Annotated in this window: 21 protein-coding genes and 5 pseudogenes; 12 read left to right on the forward strand and 14 right to left on the reverse strand. The window is 75.3% G+C overall.

Features of this window, described 5'->3' with window-relative positions; translation table 11 throughout:
- Positions 1 to 69 precede the first annotated feature (69 nt).
- Positions 70 to 1,743, reverse strand: a complete 1,674-nt coding sequence (locus tag ABEB13_RS30135) for a PucR family transcriptional regulator ligand-binding domain-containing protein (RefSeq protein WP_345707979.1) — start codon at positions 1,741 to 1,743, stop codon at positions 70 to 72.
- Positions 1,744 to 1,924: 181 nt separating this feature from the next.
- Here ABEB13_RS30135 and ABEB13_RS30140 point away from each other — a divergent pair, with 181 nt between their 5' ends.
- The 6 genes and pseudogenes from ABEB13_RS30140 (at position 1,925) to ABEB13_RS30165 (ending at position 6,656) form a co-directional block, all read left to right on the forward strand.
- Positions 1,925 to 3,394 carry a sodium:solute symporter family protein gene (locus ABEB13_RS30140; protein ID WP_345707980.1) on the forward strand — a complete coding sequence of 490 codons (1,470 nt, stop codon included), beginning with the start codon at positions 1,925 to 1,927 and terminating at the stop codon, positions 3,392 to 3,394.
- 2 nt (positions 3,395 to 3,396) lie between these two features.
- Complete coding sequence (locus ABEB13_RS30145) at positions 3,397 to 4,197, forward strand: class II aldolase/adducin family protein (RefSeq protein ID WP_345707981.1); 801 nt, start codon at positions 3,397 to 3,399, stop codon at positions 4,195 to 4,197.
- Positions 4,198 to 4,216: 19 nt separating this feature from the next.
- Positions 4,217 to 5,180: pseudogene (speB, locus tag ABEB13_RS30150) on the forward strand (agmatinase).
- 68 nt (positions 5,181 to 5,248) lie between these two features.
- A complete protein-coding gene (locus ABEB13_RS30155) occupies positions 5,249 to 5,677 on the forward strand; it encodes an acyl-CoA thioesterase (RefSeq protein WP_345707982.1) in 429 nt (142 codons plus the stop codon).
- Entirely contained in the window at positions 5,674 to 6,228 is a 555-nt protein-coding gene (locus tag ABEB13_RS30160) for a GNAT family N-acetyltransferase (RefSeq protein ID WP_380230387.1), read from the forward strand. The genes ABEB13_RS30155 and ABEB13_RS30160 overlap by 4 nt, the downstream gene beginning before the upstream one ends.
- A 92-nt stretch (positions 6,229 to 6,320) precedes the next feature.
- Positions 6,321 to 6,656 carry a hypothetical protein gene (locus tag ABEB13_RS30165; RefSeq protein ID WP_345707983.1) on the forward strand — a complete coding sequence of 112 codons (336 nt, stop codon included), beginning with the start codon at positions 6,321 to 6,323 and terminating at the stop codon, positions 6,654 to 6,656.
- 69 nt (positions 6,657 to 6,725) lie between these two features.
- On the opposite strand, the gene ABEB13_RS30170 is transcribed toward ABEB13_RS30165, so the two are convergent.
- On the reverse strand, positions 6,726 to 7,163 hold the full coding sequence (locus ABEB13_RS30170; RefSeq protein ID WP_345707984.1) for a DUF7144 family membrane protein: 438 nt from the start codon (positions 7,161 to 7,163) through the stop codon (positions 6,726 to 6,728).
- A gap of 154 nt (positions 7,164 to 7,317) precedes the next feature.
- Here ABEB13_RS30170 and gad point away from each other — a divergent pair.
- Both gad and ABEB13_RS30180 read left to right on the forward strand, forming a co-directional pair.
- Positions 7,318 to 8,723, forward strand: a pseudogene (gene gad / locus ABEB13_RS30175) (glutamate decarboxylase).
- A gap of 233 nt (positions 8,724 to 8,956) precedes the next feature.
- Entirely contained in the window at positions 8,957 to 9,508 is a 552-nt protein-coding gene (locus ABEB13_RS30180; protein WP_345709875.1) for a pyridoxine/pyridoxamine 5'-phosphate oxidase, read from the forward strand.
- Between the two features lie 25 nt (positions 9,509 to 9,533).
- Here the strand turns inward: ABEB13_RS30180 and ABEB13_RS30185 are convergent.
- Both ABEB13_RS30185 and ABEB13_RS30190 read right to left on the reverse strand, forming a co-directional pair.
- Positions 9,534 to 11,140 (reverse strand): annotated as a pseudogene (locus ABEB13_RS30185) (amidohydrolase).
- 50 nt (positions 11,141 to 11,190) lie between these two features.
- Positions 11,191 to 12,687 carry an APC family permease gene (locus ABEB13_RS30190; protein WP_345707985.1) on the reverse strand — a complete coding sequence of 499 codons (1,497 nt, stop codon included), beginning with the start codon at positions 12,685 to 12,687 and terminating at the stop codon, positions 11,191 to 11,193.
- Positions 12,688 to 12,805: 118 nt separating this feature from the next.
- Between ABEB13_RS30190 and ABEB13_RS30195 the strand changes: the two genes are divergently transcribed.
- Both ABEB13_RS30195 and ABEB13_RS30200 read left to right on the forward strand, forming a co-directional pair.
- Entirely contained in the window at positions 12,806 to 13,411 is a 606-nt protein-coding gene (locus tag ABEB13_RS30195) for a TetR/AcrR family transcriptional regulator (RefSeq protein ID WP_345707986.1), read from the forward strand.
- Positions 13,412 to 13,496: 85 nt separating this feature from the next.
- The gene (locus ABEB13_RS30200) at positions 13,497 to 14,414 is read left to right on the forward strand and encodes an ADP-ribosylglycohydrolase family protein (RefSeq protein ID WP_345707987.1); all 918 of its coding nucleotides are present in this window, start codon (positions 13,497 to 13,499) and stop codon (positions 14,412 to 14,414) included.
- Positions 14,415 to 14,433: 19 nt separating this feature from the next.
- Here the strand turns inward: ABEB13_RS30200 and ABEB13_RS30205 are convergent, their stop codons facing one another.
- Positions 14,434 to 15,636: a hypothetical protein gene (locus tag ABEB13_RS30205; protein ID WP_345707988.1), complete on the reverse strand. Its 1,203-nt coding sequence runs from the start codon at positions 15,634 to 15,636 to the stop codon at positions 14,434 to 14,436.
- 71 nt (positions 15,637 to 15,707) lie between these two features.
- The gene (locus tag ABEB13_RS30210) at positions 15,708 to 16,238 is read right to left on the reverse strand and encodes a SigE family RNA polymerase sigma factor (protein ID WP_345707989.1); all 531 of its coding nucleotides are present in this window, start codon (positions 16,236 to 16,238) and stop codon (positions 15,708 to 15,710) included.
- 105 nt (positions 16,239 to 16,343) lie between these two features.
- Between ABEB13_RS30210 and ABEB13_RS30215 the strand changes: the two genes are divergently transcribed.
- On the forward strand, positions 16,344 to 16,883 hold the full coding sequence (locus tag ABEB13_RS30215) for an SLATT domain-containing protein (RefSeq protein WP_345707990.1): 540 nt from the start codon (positions 16,344 to 16,346) through the stop codon (positions 16,881 to 16,883).
- A gap of 38 nt (positions 16,884 to 16,921) precedes the next feature.
- On the opposite strand, the pseudogene ABEB13_RS30220 reads toward ABEB13_RS30215, so the two are convergent.
- From ABEB13_RS30220 to ABEB13_RS30230, 3 genes and pseudogenes are all read right to left on the reverse strand, one after another.
- Positions 16,922 to 17,752: pseudogene (locus tag ABEB13_RS30220) on the reverse strand (pentapeptide repeat-containing protein); the annotation flags it as partial.
- Between the two features lie 117 nt (positions 17,753 to 17,869).
- Positions 17,870 to 18,397 carry a DUF4240 domain-containing protein gene (locus ABEB13_RS30225; RefSeq protein WP_345707991.1) on the reverse strand — a complete coding sequence of 176 codons (528 nt, stop codon included), beginning with the start codon at positions 18,395 to 18,397 and terminating at the stop codon, positions 17,870 to 17,872.
- Positions 18,398 to 18,440: 43 nt separating this feature from the next.
- A complete protein-coding gene (locus tag ABEB13_RS30230) occupies positions 18,441 to 18,857 on the reverse strand; it encodes an HIT family protein (RefSeq protein ID WP_345707992.1) in 417 nt (138 codons plus the stop codon).
- Between the two features lie 239 nt (positions 18,858 to 19,096).
- Here ABEB13_RS30230 and ABEB13_RS30235 point away from each other — a divergent pair, with 239 nt between their 5' ends.
- Entirely contained in the window at positions 19,097 to 20,332 is a 1,236-nt protein-coding gene (locus tag ABEB13_RS30235; RefSeq protein WP_345707993.1) for an MFS transporter, read from the forward strand.
- Between the two features lie 10 nt (positions 20,333 to 20,342).
- Here ABEB13_RS30235 and ABEB13_RS30240 read toward each other — a convergent pair whose 3' ends face one another.
- From ABEB13_RS30240 to asnB, 5 genes and pseudogenes are all read right to left on the reverse strand, one after another.
- Positions 20,343 to 21,218, reverse strand: a complete 876-nt coding sequence (locus ABEB13_RS30240; RefSeq protein WP_345707994.1) for a helix-turn-helix domain-containing protein — start codon at positions 21,216 to 21,218, stop codon at positions 20,343 to 20,345.
- A gap of 112 nt (positions 21,219 to 21,330) precedes the next feature.
- Positions 21,331 to 22,029 carry a class I SAM-dependent methyltransferase gene (locus tag ABEB13_RS30245; protein ID WP_345709876.1) on the reverse strand — a complete coding sequence of 233 codons (699 nt, stop codon included), beginning with the start codon at positions 22,027 to 22,029 and terminating at the stop codon, positions 21,331 to 21,333.
- The gene (locus ABEB13_RS30250; protein ID WP_345707995.1) at positions 21,911 to 23,656 is read right to left on the reverse strand and encodes a 4-hydroxyphenylacetate 3-hydroxylase family protein; all 1,746 of its coding nucleotides are present in this window, start codon (positions 23,654 to 23,656) and stop codon (positions 21,911 to 21,913) included. Before ABEB13_RS30250 ends, ABEB13_RS30245 begins: the two co-directional genes overlap by 119 nt.
- Positions 23,653 to 24,189 (reverse strand): flavin reductase family protein, encoded by a 537-nt coding sequence (locus ABEB13_RS30255; RefSeq protein ID WP_345707996.1) that lies wholly within the window; start codon positions 24,187 to 24,189, stop codon positions 23,653 to 23,655. The genes ABEB13_RS30250 and ABEB13_RS30255 overlap by 4 nt, the downstream gene beginning before the upstream one ends.
- Positions 24,186 to 26,014, reverse strand: a pseudogene (gene asnB / locus ABEB13_RS30260) (asparagine synthase (glutamine-hydrolyzing)). Before asnB ends, ABEB13_RS30255 begins: the two are co-directional and overlap by 4 nt.
- Position 26,015 lies beyond the last annotated feature (1 nt).

The raw sequence follows: 26,015 nt of genomic DNA on the forward strand, positions 1-26,015 counted from the left end.
GGCGAGCCGCCGGTTTCCCTTTTTCGCACAAAGATTGACTGTTCGTCAGAAGCGCGGCTTCGAGCTGCCTCAGTGCTCCGGCGGCTGCTCGCCCGGGAGGTGCCGCAGGGCGAACCAGAGCTCCATCCGGACGTCCGGGTCCGCCAGGTCGGTGCCGAGCAGGTCGGCGATCCGGGCGATGCGCTGCCGGACGGTGTTCCGGTGGAGGGCCAGGGCCGCCGCCGTGCGGTCCCAGCTGCCGTGCTGGGCGAGCCAGCCGCGCAGGGTCTCCAGCAGCACCGCCGCGCCCGGGGCCGCGGCCCCGGCCAGTGGGGCGAACACCGCCTCGGCGTGCGCCCGCGCGTCCTCGCCGGGGACGAGCGTGTGCACGCTGAGCGCCTCCTCGCGCTGGTGCGCCGCGGGCAGCCCGGCGGCGAGGGCCCGGCGCAGGGCCCGCCCGGCCTGGGTGGCCGCGTACGGGAGCCCGTCCGCGCCGACGGGGGCGCTGATGCCGAGTGTCCAGCCGAGCCGGACGGCCCCGCCCGGGTCGGCGGGCGCGTCGCCCGGCACCAGGGCGAGCAGGTCGGTGCCGGACACGTCCAGGTACGGCGTGCCGAGGGCCGTGCCCAGGGCGGCCAGCCGGACGGGGTCCTCGCCGTGGCCGGGCCGGCTGCAACGGCCCTGCACGACCGTCCACCTCCCGGTCGGGTGCAGCAGCGGCGCCACCGCGGCGGGCTCGCCGCCGAGCAGCAGCCGGACGAGCGCACCGGCGCCGCGCGCGTCCGCGCCGAGGGCGTGCCGGGGGCTGGTGAGCAGTGACAGCAGCACGGTGGCGACCCCGGTGACCGACCGGTGCACGGCGGTCGGCGGCGCCTCGGCGGCGGTGCCGAGCACCAGGGCCCCGGGCAGGGTGTGCACGGTGAGATGCCGGCCGGCGGCGTGCTCGACGGCGGCGGTGGGCGGTGCGGGCCGCTCCCCGGGCGGGCGGTCCGTGAGCCGGGCGGCCGTGCGGGTGGCCAGCTCGCGCAGCTGCCGCGGGACGGGTGGCGCGGGCCGCGCGCCCGCGGCGAACAGCTCCTGCCCGCCGGCGTCCAGCAGGACGGCCCAGGCGCCGACCCGGGTGGCGAGCTGGTGCAGGACGGCGGGCAGCGCGTCCGGCCGGGCCGCCGCCGAGGCGAGCGCGGACTGCGCCTCGGAGACCTCCCGCAGGTCGCGGCTGCGGGCCTCGGCCATGAACCGGTAGGCGGCCCGGTTGACCGCCACGAACGGCGTGGCCGGCGGGACCCGGACGAGCGGCAGCCGGTGCCGCTCGCACGCCTCGACCAGTACGCCGGGCACCTCGTCGTGCACGGGGGCCACACCGAAGCCGAGCGCGGCGATGCCCGCCGCCACGACGCTGCGCACGTACGCGTCGACCGCCTCCGGGGTGGGCGGGAAGCGGACGCCCGCGGTCAGCAGCAGCTCCCCGCCGAACAGGTAGGGGGCGGGCTCCGGCAGCTCGGTGGTGCCGATGGTGCCGATCAGCCGCTCGTCGCGCGGCCCGGCGATCAGCTCCAGGCCGAGCCCGGGCGCCCCCAGCAGGACGGCGAGCGGCAGCGTCGGGGTGCCCGGCGGGGGTCGTACGGGGCGGGCCGGACGGGCTGGGCGGACAAGCCGGACTCCCTCGCGGGGTGGACGGGCGGTGGACGGACGGGCGCTCCGATGGATGCTTCCGCCATTCCCAGCATAGAGAATGGACGGTTCCGACACTTCAGCCCGGGCCACGGGCCGTTTACGTTCTCCTCACGGGTCGACGTACGGTCGGTACGACCACCGACGGCCCCACCGTCCCCCTCACGTGCGACCCGCGGCCGGGCACCCCCGTGCCCGGCCCCGGGCCGCCGTCCCCCACGAGCACCCCGGCACGTCCGCACCCCCGCGCGGACCGGCCGGATCGGAGGACTCCATGGCCATCGACTACGTGGTGATGTCCTGCTACCTGCTGGGCATCATCGGCGTCGGCTGGTGGGGCAAGAGACGTGCCCGGTCCAAGAGCGACTTCCTGGTCGCCGGCCGCCGTCTCGGCCCCCTGATGTACACCGGCACGATGGCGGCCGTCGTTCTCGGCGGCGCCTCGACCATCGGCGGCGTCCGGCTCGGCTACACCTACGGCCTGTCCGGGGCCTGGATGGTGTTCGCGATCGGCCTGGGCCTGCTCGCGCTGAGCGTGTTCTTCTCCGCCCGGATCGCCCGGCTGCGGGTCTACACCGTGGCCGAGATGCTCTCGCTGCGCTACGGCGACGCCGCCAGCGTGATCTCCGGCGTGGTGATGTGGGTCTACACCCTGATGCTCGCGGTGACCTCCACCATCGCCTACGCCACCGTGTTCGACGTGCTGTTCGACGTGCCGCGCTGGGCGGCCGTGGTGATCGGCGGCGCCATCGTGGTCGGCTACTCGGCCCTCGGCGGCATGTGGTCGATCACCCTCACGGACATGGTGCAGTTCGTGGTGAAGTCGATCGGCGTGCTGGTGCTCCTGCTGCCGATCGCCGTCGTCAAGGCCGGCGGGTTCGGCGCGATGGCCGACAAGCTGCCGGACGGCTACTTCTCGTTCGGCTCGATCGGCGGCGAGTCGATCCTCACCTTCGTGCTGATCTACACCTTCGGCATGCTGATCGGCCAGGACATCTGGCAGCGCGTGTTCACCGCCCGTACCGACAAGGTCGCGTCCTGGGGCGGCACCGTGGCCGGCGTCTACTGCCTGGTCTACGCGCTCGCCGGCGCCGTGATCGGGATGGCCACCAAGGCGCTGTACCCGCAGCTGCCCGGCGCGGACAGCGCGTTCGCGACGATCGTGAAGAGCGCGCTGCCGACGGGTGTGCGCGGCCTGGTGCTGGCCGCGGCGCTGTCGGCGATGATGTCGACGGCCAGTGGTGCGCTGATCGCGTCGGCGACGGTGGCGAACAACGACATCTGGGCGCGGGTCCGGGGCCGGCTGGGCCGGGGCGGCGCGGTGGCCGACGGCGGCCACGACGAGGTCGGCTCGAACCGGCTGGCGATCATCGTCCTGGGCGCGGTGTCGATCGGCCTGGCCTGCCTGCTGGACGACGTGCTGTCGGCGCTGACGGTCGCCTACAACCTGCTGGTCGGCGGCCTGCTGGTGCCGATCCTGGGCGGGCTGCTGTGGCGGCGCGGCAACGTGCAGGGCGCGCTGGCCGCGATGATCGCCGGCGGTGCCACGGTGATCGGCCTGATGATCACCAAGGGCACGCTGGCCAACGAGCCCATCTACTACGGCCTGGGCGTCAGCCTGGTCGCCTACCTCGCGGTCAGCCTGGCCACCCGGCCCACCGACGAGGGCATCCTCGCCACCTGGCGCGACCGCCTCGACGGTCGCACCCCGGTCGAGCCCGAGCCCGTCACCGCGGGGGTCTGACCATGACGGGCACCCTGACCACCGCTGCCGTCCCCGCCGACGGCACCGCCGGCCGCAGCGCCGAGGAGCTCCGGCTCCGCCGCGAGCTGGCCGCCGTCTACCGGCTGGTCGCGCACTTCCGGATGACCGACCTGATCTTCACCCACATCTCGGTCAGGGTGCCCGGCCCGGAGCAGCACTTCCTGATCAACCCGTACGGGCTGCTGTTCGAGGAGATCACCGCCTCGAACCTGGTGAAGATCGACCTGGCGGGCAACCCCGTCGAGGAGAGCCCGTACCCGGTGAACCCGGCCGGGTTCGTCATCCACAGCGCGATCCACGCGGCCCGTCCGGACGCCCACTGCGTCCTGCACACCCACACCCGGGCGGGCTGCGCGGTCGCCGCCCAGGCCGACGGCCTGCTGCCGGTCAACCAGATCGCGCTGGAGTTCCACGACCGGGTCGGCTACCACGACTACGAGGGTGTCGCGCTCAACCTCGACGAGCAGCGGCGGCTGGTCGCCGACCTGGCCGGCCACCCGGCGCTGATCCTGCGCAACCACGGCCTGCTCACGGTGGGCCGCACCCCCGGCGAGGCCTTCCTGCGGATGTACTACCTCGACAAGGCCTGCGAGATCCAGACCACCGCCCGGGCCGGCGGCGCCCGGCTCGTCCTGCCCTCCCCGGAGGTCAGCGAGCTCGCCGCCCGGCAGCTGGCCGGCGAGGACACCGACTCCGACCTCCGGGACGAGCAGGCCGCCGCGCTCGCCTGGGCCGCCCTGCTCCGGCTGGCCCACCGGATCGCCCCCGACCACACCGACTGAGAACCACCCGAGGACCCTGATGAGCAGCAGCTTCGAACCGCGCGGACCGATCGACTCCTCCCGCGTCCCCCGCTACGCCGGGCCCGCCACCTTCGCCCGGCTGCCCCGGCTGGACGAGGTCGGCCGCGCCGACGTCGCGGTGGTCGGCGTCCCGTTCGACACCGGCGTCTCCTACCGGCCCGGTGCCCGGTTCGGCGGCAACGCGATCCGCGAGGCAAGCCGGCTGCTGCGCCCGTACAACCCGGCGCAGGACGCCTCCCCGTTCGCGCTCGCCCAGGTCGCCGACGCCGGCGACATCGCGGCCAACCCGTTCAACATCAACGAGGCGGTGGAGACCGTCGAGGCGGCCGCCCGCGACCTGCTCGCCACCGGCGCCCGGCTGATGACCCTGGGCGGCGACCACACCATCGCCCTGCCGCTGCTGCGCGCCGTCGCCGACCGGCACGGCCCGGTCGCGCTGCTGCACTTCGACGCCCACCTGGACACCTGGGACACCTACTTCGGCGCCGAGTACACGCACGGCACGCCGTTCCGCCGGGCCGTCGAGGAGGGCATCCTCGACACCTCCGCCCTCTCCCACGTCGGCACCCGCGGCGCTCTACGGCAAGCAGGACCTGGACGACGACGAGAAGCTGGGCTTCGGCATCGTCACCTCCGCCGACGTGATGCGCCGCGGCGTGGACGAGGTCGTCCAGCAGCTGCGCGAGCGGATCGGCACCCGGCCGCTGTACGTCTCGATCGACATCGACGTCCTCGACCCGGCGCACGCCCCCGGCACCGGCACCCCCGAGGCCGGCGGCCTCACCTCCCGCGAGCTGCTGGAGATCCTGCGCGGCCTGGCCGGCTGCAACCTGGTCTCCGCCGATCTGGTCGAGGTGGCTCCCGCGTACGACCACGCCGAGATCACCTCGGTGGCGGCCTCGCACACCGCCTACGAGCTCACCACCCTGATGGCCCGGCAGATCGCGGCGGAGCGCGGGTGAGCCGCCCCCGGCCGGCGGTTCGCCCCCTGACGGCCGGGGCACCGTCGGCCGGGCGTAGCGTTCGTCCCATGGCAGACCACGACTTCTCCGTCCCGATCACGGTGCGCGGTTACGAGACCGATGCCCAGGGCCACCTGAACCAGTCCGTGTACCTCCAGTACGCCGAGCACGCCCGCTGGGCGCACCTGCAGCACGCCGGGATCCGCCAGGCCGACCTGATGGCGCAGGGGGTCGGCCCGGTCGTGCTGGAGACCACCGTGCGCTACCGGCGGGAGCTGCGGGCCGGCGACGAGGTCGACGTGAGCTCCCGCTTCGTGTGGGGCGACGGCCGGACGTTCCGGGTCGAGCAGACGGTGGTGAAGCGGGACGGCACGGTCGCGGCCGAGGTCACCGCCGTCGGCGGCTTCCTCGACCTGGCCGCGCGCAAGCTGGTCGCCGACCCCCGGGAGCCGATGCGCACGCTGGCGTCCGACCCCGACGTGCTGGGGCTGCGGTGAGCGCGCTGACGGCGGTGGTCGCCGCGGACGTGCTGATGCGCCCGTCCGCGCCGGAGGACGCCGACGCGATGCTGCGCGCGTACCTGCGCAACCGGGAGCACCTGCGGCCCTGGGACCCGCACCGGGACGAGTCGTTCTTCACCCCGGAGGCGCAGCGGGCCCGGCTGGCGGACCAGGCGGCTGCGCTGGAGGCCGGCCGCGGCGTGCACTGGGTGCTCGTCCGGGAGGAGGAGGTCGTGGGCACGGTGACGATTTCAGCCGTCGTGCCGGGCCACGTCCGCAGCGCGGTGCTCGGGTACTGGATCGACGCCGCGACGGCCGGCCGGGGCCTGGCGACCGCGGCGGCGGAACTGGCCTGCCGGGCCGCCGACGAGGAGCTGGGCCTGCACCGCCTGGAGGCGGGTGCGGCGGTCGCCAACACCGGCTCCCAGCGGGTGCTGGCCAAGTGCGGGTTCGAGCGGATCGGGGTGGCCCGCGACTACCTGTTCCTGGACGGGAAGTGGACCGACCACGTGCTCTTCCAGCGGATCCTGAACGACCGTCGGCCCTGAGGGGCGGCTGCGTCACCCGAAAGAGTCAGTGTACGTCCGATCCTTCGGGGAAGGCCTGGGGCAAGGCCCGTTCCGCTTCCCCAGGAGGACAGTTGAAGACCCTTCCGGTCGCCGCCGCCGCTCTGCTGCTGGTCGTCGCCCCCGTGTTCCCGGCGGCCGCCGCGGCGCCCGGCGGGGCCGTCCGCACCGCCCGCTCCGGGCTGGACTGCACCGCCTGGGTCCACACCAACGACCCGCTGACCGGCGGCGTCGACTGCGAGAACGACACCGGTGGGACGGTCACCTTCCACGCCGACATCGTCTGCGGCCTCGCCCCGGACGTCACCGGCAACTCGGCGACGGTGCCCCCGGGCGGGGTCGGCGAATCCCGCGGCACCTGCGCCTTCTACAGCTCCGGGATCGGCCGCATCGGCTGGACGGTGGAGTGAGACCCCGTCACGCAGCCGAACGGCCGCCGCACCTCGGTGCGGCGGCCGCTCGGCGTCGGTGGCGAGGCGTCAGTCCTCCCGGTACACCGCCAGGGCCCAGATCACGAAGACGTCCAGGGCGATCACCACGAGTCCCCAGACCGGGTAGTACGGGAGCCACAGGAAGCTGAAGATCGCGCTCAGCGAGGCGACGGCGATGCCCGTGTAGCGGGCCCAGGCCATCCCGCGCAGCACGCAGAGTCCGACCAGGGCGAGTACCAGGCCGAGCACGATGTGGATCCAGCCCCACGAGGTCAGGTCGAACCGGAACACGTACTTGGGCGTGGTCACGATGAGGTCGTCCTGCGCCACGGCGACGATGCCCTGGAACAGGTCGAGCAGGCCGTTGACCAGCATGATCACGCCGGCGAACAGCACCAGGCCGCTCACCCAGCCGCTGTTGGCCGGTGGTGGCACCGTGCCCGTCGGGCGGGAGGAAGGTCCGGTCGAGGAGGGCGTGGCGGTCATGGCGGCTCCCTTCGGAGTCGATCGCAGATGCTGCCGACGCTGCGCCGCGCCCGGGGCGGTCGCCACCAGTGATCGGCCGTCCGGGTGACCGGATGCGGAGGCCTGCGCGCGGTGCGACGGTGGTGACGGACCAACCACCCACCAGGGAGTTCCCATGCCGCTCCACCAGGGACGGGACGACGACCGCAGGCTCGCCGTCAACCCGATGCTCGGCGAGGCCGACCCGATCGGCGCGATGGCCGTGGCGCCGCCCGCGCACAAGCTGCCGGACGGCCCGATGACCCCGTCCGCCGCATACCAGCTGATCCACGACGAACTGATGCTGGACGGCAACGCCCGCCTCAACCTGGCCACCTTCGTCACCACCTGGATGGAGCCGCAGGCCCGGGTGCTGATGGCCGAGTGCGTCGACAAGAACATGATCGACAAGGACGAGTACCCGCAGACCGCGGAGCTGGAGCGGCGCTGCGTGGCGATGCTCGCCGACCTGTGGAACGCGCCGGACCCGTCCACTGCGGTGGGCTGTTCCACCACCGGCTCCAGCGAGGCCTGCATGCTGGCCGGGCTGGCCCTCAAGCGCCGCTGGATGAAGGCCAACCCCGAGCGGTACGCGGCCGGGGCCCGCCCCAACCTGGTGATGGGCGTCAACGTCCAGGTCTGCTGGGAGAAGTTCTGCACCTTCTGGGAGGTCGAGCCGCGGCTGGCGCCGATGGAGGGCGACACCTTCCACCTGACGGCCGACCGCGCGGTGGCGCTCTGCGACGAGGACACCATCGGGGTGGTGGCCATCCTCGGCTCCACCTTCGACGGCTCCTACGAGCCGGTGCCGGAGATCTGCGCCGCCCTGGACGACCTCCAGCAGCGCACCGGCCTCGACGTCCCCGTGCACGTGGACGGCGCCTCGGGGGCGATGGTCGCCGCCTTCCTCGACACCGACCTGCCCTGGGACTTCCGCCAGCTGCGGGTGGCCTCGATCAACACCTCGGGCCACAAGTACGGGCTGGTGTACCCGGGCGTCGGCTGGGTGCTGTGGCGCGATCCGGCTGCCCTGCCCGAGGAACTGGTGTTCCGGGTCAACTACCTCGGCGGCGACATGCCGACCTTCGCCCTGAACTTCTCCCGCCCGGGCGCCGAGGTGGTCGCGCAGTACTACACCTTCGTGCGGCTCGGCAGGGACGGCTTCCGGGCCGTCCAGCAGGCGGCCCGGGACGTCGCCGGCCGGCTCGCCGGGGAGATCGAGGCGCTCGGCTGCTTCAGGCTGCTCACCCGCGGCGACCAACTGCCGGTCTTCGCCTTCACCACCGCGGACGACGTCAAGGAGTTCGACGTCTTCGACGTCTCCCGGCGGCTGCGCGAACGCGGCTGGCTGGTGCCCGCCTACACCTTCCCGGAGAACCGCACCGACCTCGCCGTGCTCCGGGTCGTCTGCCGCAACGGCTTCTCGCACGACCTCGCCGACCTGCTGATCACCGACCTCAAGCGGCTCCTGCCGGAGCTGCGGCAGCAGCCGGCCCCGCTGCGCGAGCAGGGGTGGAGGCACGCAGCGCGTTCCACCACTGAGTACCGTGGAGGGAGGGGCGAGGAAGCAGGAGGCGAACCGTGGCGCAGCACCCGGGCGGACAGCGGACGGAGCAGTACGGGGCCGACGGGCACCGGGCGAGCACCTACCGGCCGAGCGCCGTGGGGGAGATGCTCCGCGAGCGGCCACCGATGGTCCGTGACCTGCCCCCTTCGAGCCGGACGCGGCACCGGCCGAACCGGTGCCGCTGTTCGTCGACTGGCTGGTGCAGGCGGTGGAGGCCGGCGTGCCGGACCCGCAGGTGATGACGCTGTCCACGGTCGACGCGGACGGCGTGCCGGACGCCCGGGTGCTGGTGCTGCGCGACGTGGACACCGCCGAGGCCGGCTGGCTGTTCGCCGCCGACGCGGCCAGCCCCAAGGGCCGCCAGCTGGCGCTCAGCCCGATGGCCGCGCTCAGCGTCTACTGGCCGCAGCTCGGGCGGCAGGTCCGGGTGCGCGGAGCCGTCGAGCCGGCGCCCGCCGCGGTGTCCGCGGACGAGTTCCGGCACCGCTCGCCCGGCGCCCGGGTGGCCTCCCTGGTCGGCCGGCAGAGCGAGCCGCTGGGCTCGCTCGCCGCCTACGACCTCGCCGCGGAGGAGGCCCAGCTGCTGCTGGACGCCGACCCGCAGCTGGTCGCCGCCGGGCACACGGTCTACGTGCTGCGCGCCCACGAGGTGGAGTTCTGGCAGGGCGACCCGGGCCGGCGGCACGTCCGGCTGCGGTACACCCGCACCGGGCTCGGCACCGGCCGGATCGCCTGGACGCACACCCTGCTCTGGCCCTGAGCCCGCCGGCGGCGGCCCGGCCCGGTCAGTCCGCCCGGTGCACCACCCGGCCGCCGACCACGGTGAGCCGGACCGGCGCGGCCGCGACCTCGTCGGCCGGCGCCGCCAGCGGGTCCACCCCGAAGGCGGTGAGGTCGGCGCGGTACCCGACCGCGATCCGGCCCGCCACGGCCTCCTCGCCGACCGCGCGCGCCGCGTGCGTGGTGCAGCCCTCCAGCGCCATCAGCGCGGTGAGCGCCTGCTCCGGCCGGACTGGCGCGGTGTCCGGCGAGCCCGCCGGGCGCCGCAGCCGCGCCGCGGCGAGCACCCCGCGCGCGTCGTAGCCGGAGATCGGCCAGTCCGAGCCGAGCACCAGGGTGGCGCCGGCCTCGCGGAGGTCGCGGCACCGCCAGGCGCGTTCGGCACGCTCGCGGCCCAGCCGCCGGGACCAGGCGTCCGTGCGGTCGGCGCGGGTGTACGCGCAGTGGCCCGGCTGCATGGAGGCGGCCACGCCGAGGGCGGCGAAGCGCGGCAGCTGGGCGTCGGGCACGGTCTCGATGTGCTCGATCCGGTGCCGTGCCCGGGGGTGCCGAGGGCCTCCACACCGTCCAGCACGTGCCGGACGCCCGCGTCGCCGATCGCATGGGTGGCGGTGGCGACGCCGGCCGCGTCCAGCCGGTGCAGCGCGCGGGTGTACTCGGCGGCGTCCGGCCAGAACGCGTCGGTGCCCTGGCCGTGGCAGTCGGGGTGCTCCAGCCAGGCGGTGCCGCCCTCGACGGTGCCGTCGATGAAGAACTTCACGCCGGCCACCCGCCAGTCCCGCCCGGCCTGCCGTTGCAGGGCGATCAGCCGGTCGACGCCCTCGTCGCCGTCGCCGGGCATGCACCACGGGTGGATGAGCAGCCGGACGGGCAGCGCGTCCCCGTCCTCGGCGGCGGCCAGCAGCTCCAGCGCGCCCGGGCTCTGCAGGTCCATCACGTGGCCGGTGGTGAGGCCGGTGGCGGCCATGCCGCGCAGCAGGTCGAGCAGCCGGGCGCGGCGTTCGGCGGCCGCGGGGGCGGGCACGAACGGCGTCACCAGGTCGATCGCGGCGTGCTCCACCAGGTGGCCGGTCGGCCGGCCGCCGGCGTCGCAGACCACCTCGGCACGCTGGGCGAACGGCCGCGGCCCGGTGATGCCGGCGATCTCCAGCGCCCGGCCGCTCACCAGCGCGGAGTGCGCGTCGTACAGCCGCAGGAAGGCCGGGACGGCACCGAGCACGTCGTCGATCGCGGTGCGGTCGATCGGGTGGTCCCTGAAGGTGTTGTGGTCCAGGTTCCAGCCGGTGACCCAGCCGCCGCGCGGTGTCGCCCGGGCGGCCTCGGCGAGGGCGGTGCGCAGCGCCGCCAGGTCGCGGCAGCCGGACAGGTCGAGCCCGGTGGCGACGTCCAGGCCCATCAGCGGGTGGGTGTGGCCGTCGGTGAGGCCGGGGGTGACGGTGGCGCCGGCCAGGTCCAGCACCGTGGTGCCGGGGCCGCGCAGGGCCGTCAGCTCGGCCGGCTCGCCGACGGCGGTGATCACGCCGCCGGTGACGGCCAGCGCGCCGGCGGTCGGACGGGCCGGGTCGAGGGTGTGGATGCGGGCGCCGGTGACGAGGAGGTCGGCGTTGGCCACGGTGGTGCTCCCGGTGGTTGTTCCGGCGGATGCCGGTCGAGGTCGGTCGGTCAGCCGGCGGTGACGGTCTCGGCGTTGTCGGTCTCGGCGGTGCGGGTCTCGGTGGTGTCGGTCTCGCCGGCGAACGCCGCGTAGGTCGCCGGGCGGGTGCGGCGCAGCCGGGCGGCGAGCAGCAGACCGCCGCCGAAGACGGCCGGCACCAGCAGGACGAGCAGCAGGTTCACGCCGGTGGAGGCGTTGGTGAGGAACTCGATCTTGTCGACGAGCAGGTACAGCGCACCGAGCAGCAGCAGGGCCGCGGTCACCGGCGCGACCACCGTGCGCAGCACGCCCTCGGTGTGCCGGATGCGGCGGAACCAGACCGGGACGGCGATCGCGGTGAGGGCCTGGAGCAGCACGATGCCGAGCAGCCCGGGGCTGTTCACCCAGAGCAGCAACTGCGCGTACGGGTCGGCGCCGGCCGCCGCGAAGCCGAGCACCACGACGGCGGCCAGCACGGTCTGCGCCGCACCGGCCAGGTGCGGGGAGCGGTGCCGCGGGTGGACCCGGCCGAGCGCCGCGGGCAGCACGCCTTCGTGCGCCAGCGCGTGGCCGTAGCGGGTGATCGCGTTGTGGAAGGCCAGCAGCGAGGCGAAGACGCTGGTGACGATCAGCACGTGCATGGCGTCGGCCGCCCAGCTGCCGACGTACTCGGTGGTGGCCGCGAAGAACAGCCCGGCCGGGTCGGCGGTGGCGGCGGCCAGCACCTCGCGGGCGCCGAAGGCCTGGACGACCGTCCACACCATGAAGGCGTAGAACAGGCCGAGGAAGGCGACCGCGAGGTAGGTGGCGCGCGGGATGGTGCGGCGCGGGTCCCGGGCCTCGGCGCGGTAGATCGCCGTCGACTCGAAGCCGCAGAAGGCGGCGAAGGCGAAGGCCAGGACGGCGCCGGTGCCCGGCGTCCAGGCGTTGTGCGGGGCGAAGGAGTCCAGGTGCAGGCCGTGCGCGCCACCGCGCAGCAGCACCCCGCCGGCGAGCAGCACGAGGATCCCGGTCTCGGCGACCAGCAGGACGCCCAGCACCTTCGCGCCGAAGTCGATCGACCGGTAGCCGGCGAACCAGACGACCAGCACGGAGACGACGGCGATCGGCTGCCACGGCACGTCCCAGCCGAACAGCGCCTGCAGGGTGTCCCGGGTGCTGGTGGCGATCAGCCCGTACATGCCGATCTGCAGCCCGTTGTAGGCGAGCAGGGCGAGGACGGCGGCGCCGATGCCGGCCGGGCGGCCCAGGCCCCGGGTGACGTACGCGTAGAAGGCGCCGCCGTTGGCGACGTGCCGGCCCATGGTGGTGAAGCCGACGGCGAAGACGGCCAGGACGACGCCCGCGGCCAGGTAGGCGACCGGTGCGCCGATGCCGCCGATGGCCAGGGCGAACGGGGCGACGCCGGCCATCACGGTGAGCGGGGCGGCGGCCGAGACGACGAAGAAGGTGATGTCGCCGGTGCCGAGGCTGCCGGATCTGAGCGTGGGGGCCTGCGGCGGGGATGCCTGCGAGGTCAGGGACATGGGGGTGCCCTTCGTGCGGTGCCGGCGGGGGATCGACATAAACCTAAAGGCTTTCGGTTTTCGGCACTGTAGACCGCGGCCGTAGCATCTGGGAAGACCTTCGAGCTGGGAGTCGGACATGGGGCGGCCGAGCAGGGCCCTGCTGGACAAGGAGCGCATCGGCGCCACCGCGCTCGCGCTCGTCGACGAGCACGGCGACTTCAGCGTGCCGCAGATCGCGAAACGGCTCGGCGTGCAGACCGCCTCCGTCTACCACCACGTGGAGGGCCGCGGCGGAGTCGTCGAGCTGCTGCGCGAACGCGTCGTCGCCGCCATCGACGCCACCGCCCTGGACCTGCGGCCCTGGGACACCGCCCTGACCGCCTGGGCCCGCTCCTACCGGGCGGCGTTCGCCGCCCACCCGCGCACCATCCCGCTGCTCACCACCTCACCCGTCCGGGAACCCCGCGTGTTGACCGCCTACGAGCAGGCCCTCGGCATGCTCGTCGAGGCCGGCTTCGCGCTGCCCGACACCATGCCGGTGCTCACCGCGCTGGAGAACCTCGTCCTCGGCTCCGCGCTCGACCTCGCCGCACCCGAGACCATGTGGGAGGTCGCCGACGAGAACGCCACCCCGCTGCTGGCCGCGGCCCTCGCCGCCAGCCCCGTGCCGCGTGCCGACGCCGCCTTCGAACTCGCCCTCGCCGCCTTCGTCGAGCACTGCCGGCGGCTGCTCGCGGCCTGACGGCGGATCAGCACCGCTGCGCACAACCGCGACCCGCCCGAAAAGCCCGTGCGCCCGCGGGGCGGCCGCTGGCAGCATGCCGCCCATGACCCCCTCTGCTGCCGCCCGTGACTCCCTGGAAGGCCTGGCCCTCGGTGATGCGTTCGGGGAGCGCTGGTTCCCGCTCTTCCGTCCCGCCCCGGATGCGTTCGACCAGATCCGGGCCCGCCGGACACCCGGGGAGTCGCCCTGGCACTGGACGGACGACACCGCGATGGCCCTGGGGCTGTTCCGGGTCCTGACCGTGTACGGCGCCGTGCACCAGGAGGATCTGGCGCTGGTGTTCGGCGTCACCTACCGCGCCGACCCCTACCGCGGCTACGGCCACGGCATGCACCGGCTGCTGCCCGCCCTGGCCGACCGGCCGTCCGCGTGGCGCACCGCGGCGCGCGGCCTGTTCGACGGCGAGGGCAGCCTCGGCAACGGGGCAGCCATGCGGGTGGCCCCGCTCGGCGCGTGGTTCTGCGAGGACCTGGACGAGGCGGTGGAGCAGGCGGTGTTCTCCGCCGAGGTCACCCACGCCCACCCGGAGGGCGTCGCGGGCGCGGTGGCGGTGGCCGTGGCGGCCGCGCTCGCCGCCCGCAGCCGCGGCCTGCCCGCACCGGACGGCGCCGACCTGCTGGCCGAAGTGGCGGACCGGACCCCGGCGGGGCCGGTCCGCGACGGACTGCACCGGGCCGCCGGGCTGCCCGCCGACACCCCTGCCTGGCGGGCGGCCGACCTCCTCGGCAACGGTGCCGAGGTCCGGGCGGCCGACACGGTGCCCTTCGCCCTGTGGTCCGCCGCCCACCACCTCGACAGCCTCGCCGACGCCCTGTGGACGACCGCGGAGGGCCTCGGCGACGTGGACACCACCTGCGCCGTCACCGGCGGGACGGTGGCGGCCCGCACCGGCCTCGCCGGGCTCCCCGACGGCTGGGCGGCGCGCCGCGAGGCGCTGCCCGCCTGGGTCGACGAGGGCTGACGTCACCTCCCGTCCGGTGTCACCCCCGCCGCCAGACCGACGCCGTCGCCACGGCGGTCAGCTGATCGACGGTGAGGGCGGGCGTGCCCGGCTCGAAGGTGTAGCCGTTCGGGCCGTTCTGCTCCGAGACCCAGACCAGGGTGCCGTCGGGGTGCAGCACCTCGATCGCGGTCTGGATCGTCGCCCCGCTGCCGGCCCCCGTGGCCTCCTTGGTCCGCCCCGTCTGCCGGACGACCACGCTGCTGCCGTCGGCGGTGTGCGACAGCGTCCCCCGCGCGTTCGACTCGAAGGACTTGCGAGGATCCCCGCCGCCCTCCGGCGACCACTTCGGGGACACCCGGACGGTCAGCCAGCTGGACGCGCCACCGACCGTCACCTTCAGGTGCGTCGCCCCCGGCGGCTGCTGCGGGGCGTCGGCCGATTCCGCGGCGGCTCCGGCGGGCAGCAGGCGGACCGCCTCCGCGCGCAGGTCGGCGGCGGCCGGGACGGCCGCGTGCGTCGCCGGTACGGAGGTGGGGCGCATCCCGTCGGCGAGGTGGGCCCAGGCGCTGCTGGTGGCCACCGCGACCGCCTGGTCGACGGTGAGCGGGACGGCTGTGCCGCCCTCCGGGCTGTAGGCCTCCACCCGCACCTGGGTGCCGTCCGCGCGGGTGTCGACCACCACCAGTTCCTTCGGCATGCCCTGGGCGCGGGGCAGCAGCACGTTGGTCACCAGGACCGACCCGTCCGTCCGGACGGTCCGCGCGCAGCTCTCCGTCGGGGTCTCGAACGGGTCCGCGCACTGCGTTCCCGCGGTGTCCGCGGTCAGCGGCACGGCGACGTGCTCGGTGAGCAGGTTGATCTGGCCGGCGCCGTGCCCGGTGTCGAACCGCACGGTGGCGGAGGGGCGCAGGGTGCTGCCCCGGGACCGTCCGATCCCCTGTGCGGCGGAGGTCTGCCCGGTCGGCAGCAGGGAGAGCAGGGTGTCCCGCATGTAGGTGTCGGAGATCTCGGACTGCGGGCCGTCCGCGGGGTCCGTGAGCAGGGCGCCCGGGCCCGTCAGCACGGCGCCGGTGACCGCGGCCGCCACCACGGCGGCGACCGCGCCGGTCAGCGCGGCCCGGCGGCGCCGCCGGCGCCGGCCGCGGTGCTCGGCCGCCGCGGCCAGGCCGGTCGGGTCCGGTTCGGGCGCCAGGTCGGCGGCCGACCCCAGCGCGGCGGTGAAGTTCTCTTCCCAGGGCATCGTTGTGCTCCGCGTCCTCTCGTGGTGTCCCGCGGCCTGCGGGTGTGGCGACTGCTCGGGCTGGGGGAGCCTCACGGCCGGACGAGTTCGTCCAGGCCCTCGCCCAGCACCGCCCGCAACCGGGCCAGGGCCCGGCTGCTGCGGGAGCGGACGGTGCTCGACCCGATCCGCAGGGCTGCCGCGGTCTCCTCGACGCTGCGGTCCTCCCAGTACCGCAGCACGAGCACCGCCCGGTCCTGCGCGGGCAGTTCGCCGAGCGCCCGGAGCAGCGTCACCCGCAGCGAGGTGTCCGGCCCGCTCACCCCGACCTCGGTGATGCGGTCGGTGGGCTGTTCGCTGCTGCTGCGGCGGCGCCGGTGCGAGAGGAAGGTGTTGACCAGGACGGTCTGCGCGTACCCGGCCGGGTTCTCCAGCCGGGAGACCTTCCGCCAGCGGCCGTACAGGCGGCTCAGCGCCTCCTGGGCGAGGTCCTCGGCGAGGTGCGCGTCGCCGCCCGTGAGGAGGTAGGCGGTTCTGATCAGGTGGTGCCCCCTCGCCGCGGCGAACGCGCGGAACTCCAGCGGCCGCGCGGGCGCGGGATGTTCGGTAACTGTGCGGTCCATGACCCCTTAACGCGATGGGGCGGGGGTTCTGTCCCACCGCCCCCGGGGTGCCGCGCCGTCGGCGGCGGATGGCACACTGGCCGCCGGACGGGCGAGGGGGACGGCATGGACGCCGACAGGACGGACGAGGGTGCGACGGACACGGGCCCGACGGTTCGTCAGCTCGACTTCGTGGAGCAGGAGGTGCGCCGTCAGCTGGTGGGCCGCCGCAGGCGCCGCGACCGGGACCGGAGCACCGCCTTCGCGCTCCAGCTCGCGACCGTCGGCCTGTCGGCCGCGATCACCGTGCTGCTCGGCGTGCGGGTCGACGGCGCCGCGCGGGAGTGGCTGGCGGACAGCGCCCTCGGCCTCGGCGCGCTGATCACCGTGCTCGCCGCCTGGCAGGCCTTCTTCGGGCACCGCACCCTGTGGATCCAGCGGTCGGAGACCGTCCACCGGTTGGAGGAGCTGGAACGCCGGATCGCCTACCACCGGGCCGGTCTCGGCGGCGCGGCACCGGAGGCCGGTCAGGTGGACGGGTTCCTGGCCGAGTACGAGCGGATCGCCCGCCTCGACCACGACGCCTGGGCCCGGATCCGGCAGGCGTCGGACCCGCAGCCGGCCGCCGCCGACGCCGTGCTCGCCGAGGGCGCCCGGACCGACTGACGCCCGGTCATCGGGCCTTTGTCGACGGCGCCCGGCCCCCAGTGGGCCGGGCGGTCCAGACCGGCGGGCAGCCGGGTGGCGCCGTCGCCCCGCGCGGACGCGAGCTGTGGCCGGGTGACGAAGATCGCGTCGGTGAGGTCGGCGCCGCCGAGCCGGGCGTCCCGCAGGTCGGCGCCGATCAGGTCGGCGCTGCGCAGGTCCGCGCCGGTGAGGTCGGCGGCGATCAGCAGGGCGCCGCGGAGGTTGGCGCCGCGCAGGTCGGCGCCCTTGAGCCGGGCCCCGACGAGGTCGGCGCCGCGGTGGTTGCGCCGGCGGCCGGGCAATCCGGCGCGGACGAGTTCGCTGGTCCGCAGCAGCAGGGCGTTGACCTCGGCCCGGATCGCCGGCACGTCCGCCGCGGCAAGGGACTCGGCGCTGCCGCGGGTGAGTGCGTCGACCTCCTCCAGAGCCCGCCGCAGCTCGGCGTGGACCGGCCGGGCGGCCGGGCGGCCGAGCGACTCGGCGAGGTACTGGAGCAGTTCGTGCAGCTGTCGCATCACCGGGAACACCGCGAACATCTGCCGCGCCGTGTCCGGCGACTGCCGCCAGTCCCGCCCGCCGAAGGTGAGCCGGGAGACCTTCTGGCCCGCGCCGTGGCAGTCGAACACGGTGCAGCCGCGCCAGCCGGTGTCGCGGAGCGTGGCGTGCACGCCGCAGCGGAAGTCCTCCCGGAGGTTGCGGCAGGGCGTGCCGGCGGCCTTGTCCACCGCGAAGTCCGCGGACGCTGCGAACGGGAGTGCCACGCAGCACAGCCCGAAGCAGTTCGCGCAGTCGCTGACCAGGCCGAGCGTCTCCCGGTCGGGGACGGGGGCTTCGTGCGTGGGGGACACCGCGGGTGATCTCCTGCCGAGGGGGCCGGCGCCGGCCGCTCCGGCGCTCCGTACGGCACCCATTGTCGCCGATCGGGGGCCGGGCGCGGTCCGGGCCCGCCCTGGCTCAGTCCCGGCTCAGTCCTGGGCGAAGAGGGCGGACAGCCGGGGCAGCCGGCGGGCGGTCTCGCCCTCGTCGTCGAAGTCCCACGCGAAGCGGATGTCCGGGTAGGAGAGGGTGAAGCAGTCGTCCGGCAGGTCCTCGCCCGTGGCGGCGCGGTGTGCCGTCCACGCGACGGCGAGGGTGTCCTCGCCGTCCAGATCCTCGCCCGCCTCGGCGGCGGCGCGGACGGCCGCCAGCCCGGCCAGCGAGTCCGGTTCGGCGACTGCTTGCTCGAAGACCTCCCGGCCCCGGGTGACCAGCCAGCCGCGGAAGTAGTCGAAGCCGTCGTCCGAGCACCCACCGTTGATCAGGTAGGCGGCGCCCCACAGCTCGCCCCGGTAGGAGTCGGCCAGCAGGCCTTGGAGCACCCGCTCGGCGTCGAGGATGTCCGCCCGCGGCCGGGCCGCGAGCAGGTCGGCGGCGTGGGCGGCGACCGCCTCGGCGTCCTCGCCGCCCTGCCGGCGGGCTTCGGCGATCACGTCCCAGAACTGCTGCTCGTCCATGCCCGGCAGCCTGCCGCACCGCACCGACAGTCCGCCCGGCACCTCAGCGGGAGTCCAAGGCGGCGCGGACCCGCGCGGCGGCGGCCGCCGCCTCCGCGTCGTCGGCGTAGCGGCCGCGGGGCCAGAAGAAGCCGCGCAGTCCGTCCTTGGGATTGCGCGGCACGACGTGCACGTGCAGGTGCGGCACCGACTGGCTGATCCGGTTGTTGACGGCGACGAAACTGCCGGCCGCGGCCATGCCCGCCTCGACGGCCGCAGTCAGCCGCCGGACGCGCTCGAAGTACGGACCGGTCTCCTCCGCCGTCAGGTCGGTCAGGGTGGCGACGTGCCGCCGGGGCACCACCAGCAGGTGGCCGGGGAAGAGCGGGCGGTGGTCGAGGAAGGCGCAGACGGCCTCGTCGTCGAGGACCCGGTGGACCGCCAGTTCCCCGGCGACGGCCTGGCAGAAGAGACAGCTCACCCTGCGATTGAAGGCCATCGCCGGGCGGCCGCCCGGGTACGGCCGACCGGCGGCGTGTCGGGGCCGCCGCCCGGCCCGAGCCTGTGACGCCCGGTCACAGGATGATCGCCTGTCTGGTTGCCGTCCGGCGGCCCCCGCACGATGGCCGGGCCGGACGGCCCGTGACCCGACCCCGCCCGGAGCCGCCGCCCGTCGCCGTCCCGGCGGGCGGCTCCGGACCCGTACCGAAGGGTGATCCCGTGAGCACCATCTCCGATCCGCCGACGACCGCCGAGCAGACCCCGGCCGGGGCAGCCGGGCTCGAACGGTGGCGCTACGCCGGCGTGTTCGTGCTGCTGTTCCTGTTCGGCACCGAGACCTTCCTGGTGTCGCCGCTGCTGCCCACCATCGCCGGCTCGATCCACGTCACCGAGACGGCCGCGGCCTCCAGCGTCACCGCGTACGTGCTGGTGTACGCGGTCGCCGCACCGTTCCTCGGGCTGCTGAGCGACCGGTTCGGACGGCGCCGCACCCTGGTGGCCGGCACCCTGCTGTTCGTGGTCTCCAACGCGGCGGCCGCCCTCTCCACGGACCTGACCCTGCTGGTGCTCTCCCGGGCGGTGGCGGGGCTGGCGGCCGCGGCGGCCGGCCCGGCGATCTGGGCCCACATCGCGGAGACCGCGCCGGACGCGGTGCGCGGCCGGGCGCTGGGCCTCGGCATGGCGCTGTTCTCCTGCGGCCAGGTGATCGGCGTCCCGCTGGGCGGGCTGCTGGCCGGCGCCGCGGGCTGGCGGGCGGCGTTCTGGGCGCTGACGGTCGGCACCGCCGCCGCCGTCCCGCTGCTGCTGCGCCAGGTCCGGGGCGGTGCGGTCGTCACGGCCCCGGCCGCCGGTGCGCTGCGCGCGGTTCTGGCCGGCTGGGCCGACCCGGCGCTGCGCCGGGCGCTGCTGGTGAACACCGTCTTCCACGGCGCCAACCTGGGCGCGTACACCTTCCTCGGCGCCGTGCTGGTCGAGCGCTTCGGCCTGTCGGTGCAGGCGCTCGGCCTGGTCGGCCTGCTGGTCGGCGCGGGCAGCGTCGCCGGTTCGCTGCTCGGCGGGCGGCTCGGCGACCGGGCCCGCGCGGCCGGCCGCACCGACCTGCCGCTGCTGCCCGTGTGGGGCGTGCTGCTGGCCGCCGGGGTGGCGCTGGCCGCCGAGGGGCCGGGCCTGGCCGTGGCCCTGGCCGGCGTCGTGGTGTGGTTCGTGGCCAGCGGCGGCTTCGTGACGGACCAGCAGACCCTGGCCGGCACGGTCGCCCCCGAGCTGCGGGCCACCTCCAGCGCCTGGCTGACCTCCACCATGTACGCGGGCACCGGCCTGGGCGCCTGGGCGGTCGGTGCGTTCGACGACGTGGCGACCGGGGCGCTGCTGATCGGCGCCGGTGCGGCGGTGCTGGCCGCGCTCGGCGCCCTGGTGGTGGGCCGGGGCCTGCGCCGGGCGCCCGCCGCGGGCTGATCCGCGGCGGTCAGCCGGCCGCCCGCCGCCCGCCCGCTGCCGGGTCGACCGCCCGCAGCGGGTGGGCGGTCAGGTCGGCCATCCGCTCGCGCCCGGCCGCGTCGGCCGGGGTGAACAGCAGCACCAGCGCCGACGGGTCGTCGACCGGGTGGAACGAGGACAGCGTCAGCCGGACGGGCCCGACGCCGGCCGGCTCGACGGTGACCGTGCGGGCGGTCAGCTCCGCCACCGAGTGGCATCCCCACCAGTGGCGGAGCTCCGGCGCGTCCGCGTCCAGGTGCCGGTAGACCTCGCCGGTGCGCGGATCGGCGAGGGCGGGCCCGGCCTGCGCACGGAAGTGCTGGAAGACGTTCATCGCCAGCGGCTCCCAGTCGTGCAGGACGGCGCGCAGCCGCCGGTCGGCCGCCATCAGCCACATCAGGTTGCGGCGGTCGGCGGGCACGGTCTCGGGCGCTCCCCACAGGGCTGCCCAGGCGGCGTTCCAGCCGAGCAGGTCGAAGTGCCGGTCGACGAGGACGGCCGGGCTGGCCGGCCAGGAGTCCAGCACGGGCTGGACGGCGGCGGCGAGCCGGCCGGCCCCCGCGCCGTCCGGGGTGGCCGGTTCGTGGTAGCCGGCCAGGCGCATGGCGTGCCGCAGCCCGGCCGCGTCCAGCCGCAGCGCGCGGGCGACCGCCTCCAGCACCTGCCGGGAGGCGGTGACCCGGCCCTGTTCCAGCCAGGTGTACCAGGCGAGTCCGACCCCGGAGAGCGAGGCGACCTCCTCCCGCCGCAGGCCGGGGGTGCGGCGGCGGGCGGTGGCGGTCAGGCCGACGTCGGCGGGCTTGAGGAGCTCGCGGTGAGCGCGCAGGAAGGCGCCGAGTTCCTGTCCGGTGGCGGGAGTTGACACGGTTCTGCTCCTCGGCGGGCGGTGCGGGCGGCGGGGCCGACGGTGCGGTGCCTGTCCAGGGTAGGCGGTGTGCGCCGGCCCGCGGGGAGCGGGCCGGCGCACACCACCGGAATCAACGGTGTGTCAGTTCCCAGAGCCGGACGGGCATGTGGCTGACGTGACCGCTCTCCTGCTGCCGTCGCCAGGCGCTCTCGCCGACGGCCCGGAAGAACGCCGGCCGCTGCGCGGGCTCGACCAGCCGGCTGTAGTAGTCGCCGAAGGTCGCGGCGTGGAAGTGCTCGTACTGCTCGGGGCCCTCCACCGTGACCACCGCGTCCCGCTCCAGATGCCCGCGGACGGCGAGGTGCGGCCGGAGCGCCTCGGTGAGGCCGTCCACCGGGCGGGTCCGGGTCGCTATCGGCAGCACGCCGCCGCGTTCGAACACCGCCGGCACCTCCGCCCGGTCGGCGCCGAGGGCGACCAGGGCGTCGCGCACCAGGTCGTCCTCGCCGCCGAACCCGTGGGCGTCGCGCGCCGGATGGTAGGTGGTGAGCAGGAACTGCCCATCGGGCAGCAGGTGTTCGGCTGCCCAGGCGAACACCCGGTGTTCGTCGGGGTACAGCCAGTGCAGCACCGAGGTCTGGGTGATCACCTCGGCCCGGTACGGCAGCGGCTCGGGCGCCGTCAGGTCGGCCGGGTGCAGGGCCACCCGGTCACCGTGCGACCGGAGGCGCTCGGCGGCCTCCGCGATGCGGTGCTCGGAGCGCTCCAGGCCGACCGCGAGCCGCAGCGACGGCAGCCGCTCCAGCGCCTCCTGGAGCAGCTGACCGATGCCGCTGCCCAGGTCGATCAGGGTGCGGGGCTCGCCGGTGACCCGGTCGAGCACCCAGTCGCGGTCCTGCACCTGGCGCAGCCTGCTGGCGTCGGCGTAGCCCGCGAGCGTGCGGGACTGGATCTCGACGGCGGACGCGGTGGTCACGACTGGCCCTCCTGGGGGTGACGGACGGGGGAGCGACGAGCTTCAGCAGCCGCTCACGGGCGGCGCTCTGGTCGTAGCGCCTGAAGATGTTGATCCGGTTGCGGGCGAGGTCGCCGCGGTGCACGTACTCGTACAGGTCCTGGCGCTGGCCGAAGCCGTCCCCGGTGAGCTCCCAGGCGAGCCGGAACAGCCGGGACTTGCGTTCGGCGTCGATGCCCTTGCCGCGCATGTAGCGGTCCAGGTGCGGGCGCAGCCGGGGGTGGGCGAGGTCGCCCGCGGTCGGCTGGATCAGCAGGCCGGAGGCGCCGATCCGCCGGACGATCTCCACCGCGCTCCCGGCGACCTCGGCCGACCAGACCCGGGAGGCGGCGGTGTCGCCGGGCGCGAACAGGCCGCCGTCGGTGACCGCGCCGCGGGCCTCGGCGGCGTCCAGGAAGTACTCGGTCAGCTCGGCGTACCCGGCGAGCCGGCCGAGGTCCTCCTGGATGTTGCGGAAGCCGTCCACACCGATCGACTCGGCGACCAGGGTGGCGGTGGCCAGCAGGGTGCGCAGCCGCTCGCGGTAGCGGATGTGGCCGACGTACGCGCTCCAGGCGTTGATCCGGCCGAGCCCCTCGCGGGCCAGCTGCCCGTCGCGGAGCAGGAAGACGCGGTCCCAGGGCACCAGGACGTCGTCGAAGAACAGCATCGCGTCCTGCTCGTCGTAGCGGGCGCCGAGCGGGTGGGCGTGGCCCCAGGACTCGCCGCCGAGCGGCTCGCGGGCCAGCGTCACCAGGCCGGGCGTGTTGAGCGGCAGCGCGAACCAGACCACGAACTGCTCGCCGCGGCGCTCCGCGAACGAGGCCGACAGGTACACCAGCACCTCGTGCGCGAGCGGGGCCAGCGTGGTGAGCTGCTTCGCGCCGCGCACCACGATGCCGCGCTCGTTCTCCTCCAGCACCCGCAGCGCCAGGTCGGGGTCGTCCACCGGGTCGGTGGAACGGTCGATCTGCGGGTCGCCCAGCGCGTGCGAGAGCACCAGGTCGTTCTCGGCGCAGTACCGGTACCAGGCCTCGGCGTTGGCGCCGAACCGCGGATCGGCGGTGGCCAGCCGGTGCCGGAAGTCGTACACGCCGACCGCGATGGAGGCCATGAAGGCCGGCGAGCGGCCCTGCTGGCCGAGCGCCTCGGCGTGCCAGAACTCGGCGCTGCGCCGCTGGACGCGCAGGTCCTCCAGGGTGCGCGGCGGCTGGTAGGCGCGGGCCAGCCGCAGCCCGGTGTCCGGGTCCTTCCAGGTGAGCAGCTCGCGGTGGTCGGGGTCGTGCTGGAGGTCGACCAGGCGTGCGAGTTCGTCGGCGGCGGGACGGAACGCGGGATGCTCTGCGGGGTTGCCGATCCGGGTGCCGTCGAGGTAGAGCTCGCGCCCGTCGTCGAGTTCGGCCCGGTACCGGTCGCCGGTGAGCAGGCCCCGGGCGGCGGCGGGCGTGTCCAGCAGGGTCATGCGCCGACTCCTGTCGCGGTGAGAGGGGTGGGGGCCAGTGTGCGGAACTGGCCGTCGTGGTGGAGCAGGGGACGGCCGCCGGTGGCGTCGGCGGCGGCCACCCGGCCGATCAGCAGGGTGTGGTCGCCGCCCGGCTGCGCCGCGTGGAGGTGGCAGTCGAACCAGGCGAGCGCGGCCTCCAGCACCGGCGCGCCGGTGGTCTCCGTCCGCATCGGCACCGCGGTGAAGGAGCCGAGGGCGCGGCCGGCGCCCGGTGTGGCGAACCGCCGGGCGACGCCCGCCTGCCGGTCGCTCAGCACCGAGACCGCGAACCGGCCGCCGGAGCGGACGGCTGCCACGATCGGGCTGTGCCGGGTGACGGCGACGCTCACCAGCAGGGGGTCGAGCGACAGCGTGCAGAACGAGGAGACGGTCTTGGCGAACACCTCCCCGTCGAAGTCGGCGGTGACGACCGCGACACCGGTCGCCCAGTGCCGGGCGGCGCCGCGGAAGGCCTCGGCCCCGGGGGTGCCCGTCCGGGCGGGGGCGCTCACCGCAGCCCCACCCGGTAGGCGCGCAGCCACTCGTCGACCTGGACGAGGTGGTCCAGGCCGCCGACCGGGTTGGGGGCGGTGCGCGGGCTCGGCAGCGGCCGGCCCTCGGTGAGGTGCCGGCGCACCCCTGCCCGGTCCACCAGGTCGAAGACGGGGGCGTTCGGGTCGGCGAGCAGGTCGTGCGCCCGGGCGGTGAGCACCTCGGTGTAGCGCACGGCGGGGGTCGACGGGTAGCCGCTCTTCGGCCGGTCGGTGACCTGCGGTGGCAGCAGGTCCCGGACGGCGTCCCGCAGCAGGCCCTTGGAGCGCCCGCCGGGCGCCTTGAGCGCCCACGGCACGTTCCACAGGTACTCCACCAGCCGGTGGTCGCAGAACGGCACCCGGACTTCCAGTCCGACCGACATGGAGACCCGGTCGACCCGGTCCAGCAGCGGCGGCAGCCACCGGGTCAGCGCCAGGTGGAACACCTCGCGGACCCTGGCGTCCTCGGCCGGTTCCCCGGCCAGCCGCGGGACTTCGGCGGTCGAGCGGCGGTACGCCTCGGCCGTGTACTCGTCCGGGCGGACGTCGGCGCGCACCTCCGGGCGGAGCAGCGCGGCCGGGGTCGTCCGCCCGTGCAGCCACGGGAAGGTGCCGGAGGCGAGCGCGGGCCCGTCGTGGAAGTACGGGTAGCCGCCGAAGATCTCGTCCGCGGCCTCGCCGGAGAGCGCGACCGTGGAGCGCCGCCGCACCTCGCGGAAGAGCAGGTGCAGCGAGGCGTCCATCTCGCCCCAGCCGGGGCGGTCGCGGGCCCGCAGCACCGCGTCCCGGGCGTCCAGCAGGTCGTCGTCGGGGACGAGGACGGAGGTGTGCAGGGTGCCGATGTGGTCGGCGGCGGCCGCCACGTACGGGGCGTCCCGGGTCGTCCGCCAGGCGTCCGGGGTGCGGTCGGCGCTGCCGGGAAAGTCCACCGAGAAGCTGGTGATCTTGCCCTGGCCGGCCCGCTCGCGGGCGGCCGCGGCGAGCGCGGTGATCGCCGAGGAGTCGACGCCGCCGGAGAGCAGGGTGCACAGCGGCACGTCGCTGAGGAGCTGGCGCTCCACCGCGTCGGCGAGCAGCGCCCGGACGGTGTCCCGGGTGGTCGCCGCGTCGTCGGTGTGCGGTCTCGACTCCAGCTGCCAGTACCGGACTTCGCGGGTGGCGGTGCGGGAGACCGTGACCAGGTGGCCGGGCCGCACCTCGCGCAGCCCGCGGAACAGCCCGTGCCCGGCGGTCGGCGCCGCCGGCAGCGCGAACAGCTCGGCCACCCCCTCGGCGTCCAACTCGGCGGGGAACAGCGGGTTGGCGAGCAGGGACTTGGGCTCGGAGCCGAACAGCACCCCGGTGCGGTGCGCGTGCCAGTACAGCGGTTTGATGCCCAGGTGGTCGCGGACGAGCAGCAGCTCCTCGCGCCGGGTGTCCCACAGGGCGTACGCGAAGATGCCGTTGAAGCGCCGGGGTGCGTCCGCCCCCACTGGAGGTGGGCGCGGAGCACTACCTCGGTGTCCGAGCGGGTGCGGAACGCGTGGCCCAGGGCCTCCAGCTCGCGCCGCAGGTCGGGCGCGTTGTACAGCTCGCCGTTGTAGCCGAGGACGGCCGCCGGGTGCTCGGCGTCGGCCAGCGGCTGGGCGCCGCCGTCCAGGTCGATCACCGACAGGCGGCGGTGGCCGATCGCCGCGTGCCGGGACAGCCAGACACCGTCGGCGTCCGGGCCGCGGCAGGCCAGCGTGGCCGTCATCTCGGCGACCACCCGCGCGCGTTCGCGCAGGTCGACCTCCCAGTCGAGCCAGCCGGTGACTCCGCACATC

Source organism: Kitasatospora paranensis (assembly GCF_039544005.1).
Taxonomy (GTDB): Bacteria; Actinomycetota; Actinomycetes; order Streptomycetales; family Streptomycetaceae; genus Kitasatospora; species Kitasatospora paranensis.

What these genes read in the sequence shown, in the direction of transcription:
- ABEB13_RS30140 (WP_345707980.1), top strand. Translation starts at nt 1,925, where the DNA reads ATGGCCATCGACTACGTGGTGATGTCCTGCTACCTGCTGGGCATCATC.
- ABEB13_RS30145 (WP_345707981.1), top strand. Translation starts at nt 3,397, where the DNA reads ATGACGGGCACCCTGACCACCGCTGCCGTCCCCGCCGACGGCACCGCC.
- ABEB13_RS30155 (WP_345707982.1), top strand. Translation starts at nt 5,249, where the DNA reads ATGGCAGACCACGACTTCTCCGTCCCGATCACGGTGCGCGGTTACGAG.
- ABEB13_RS30170 (WP_345707984.1), bottom strand. Translation starts at nt 7,163, where the DNA reads ATGACCGCCACGCCCTCCTCGACCGGACCTTCCTCCCGCCCGACGGGC.
- ABEB13_RS30190 (WP_345707985.1), bottom strand. Translation starts at nt 12,687, where the DNA reads ATGTCCCTGACCTCGCAGGCATCCCCGCCGCAGGCCCCCACGCTCAGA.
- ABEB13_RS30195 (WP_345707986.1), top strand. Translation starts at nt 12,806, where the DNA reads ATGGGGCGGCCGAGCAGGGCCCTGCTGGACAAGGAGCGCATCGGCGCC.
- ABEB13_RS30200 (WP_345707987.1), top strand. Translation starts at nt 13,497, where the DNA reads ATGACCCCCTCTGCTGCCGCCCGTGACTCCCTGGAAGGCCTGGCCCTC.
- ABEB13_RS30205 (WP_345707988.1), bottom strand. Translation starts at nt 15,636, where the DNA reads ATGCCCTGGGAAGAGAACTTCACCGCCGCGCTGGGGTCGGCCGCCGAC.
- ABEB13_RS30210 (WP_345707989.1), bottom strand. Translation starts at nt 16,238, where the DNA reads ATGGACCGCACAGTTACCGAACATCCCGCGCCCGCGCGGCCGCTGGAG.
- ABEB13_RS30215 (WP_345707990.1), top strand. Translation starts at nt 16,344, where the DNA reads ATGGACGCCGACAGGACGGACGAGGGTGCGACGGACACGGGCCCGACG.
- ABEB13_RS30225 (WP_345707991.1), bottom strand. Translation starts at nt 18,397, where the DNA reads ATGGACGAGCAGCAGTTCTGGGACGTGATCGCCGAAGCCCGCCGGCAG.
- ABEB13_RS30250 (WP_345707995.1), bottom strand. Translation starts at nt 23,656, where the DNA reads ATGACCCTGCTGGACACGCCCGCCGCCGCCCGGGGCCTGCTCACCGGC.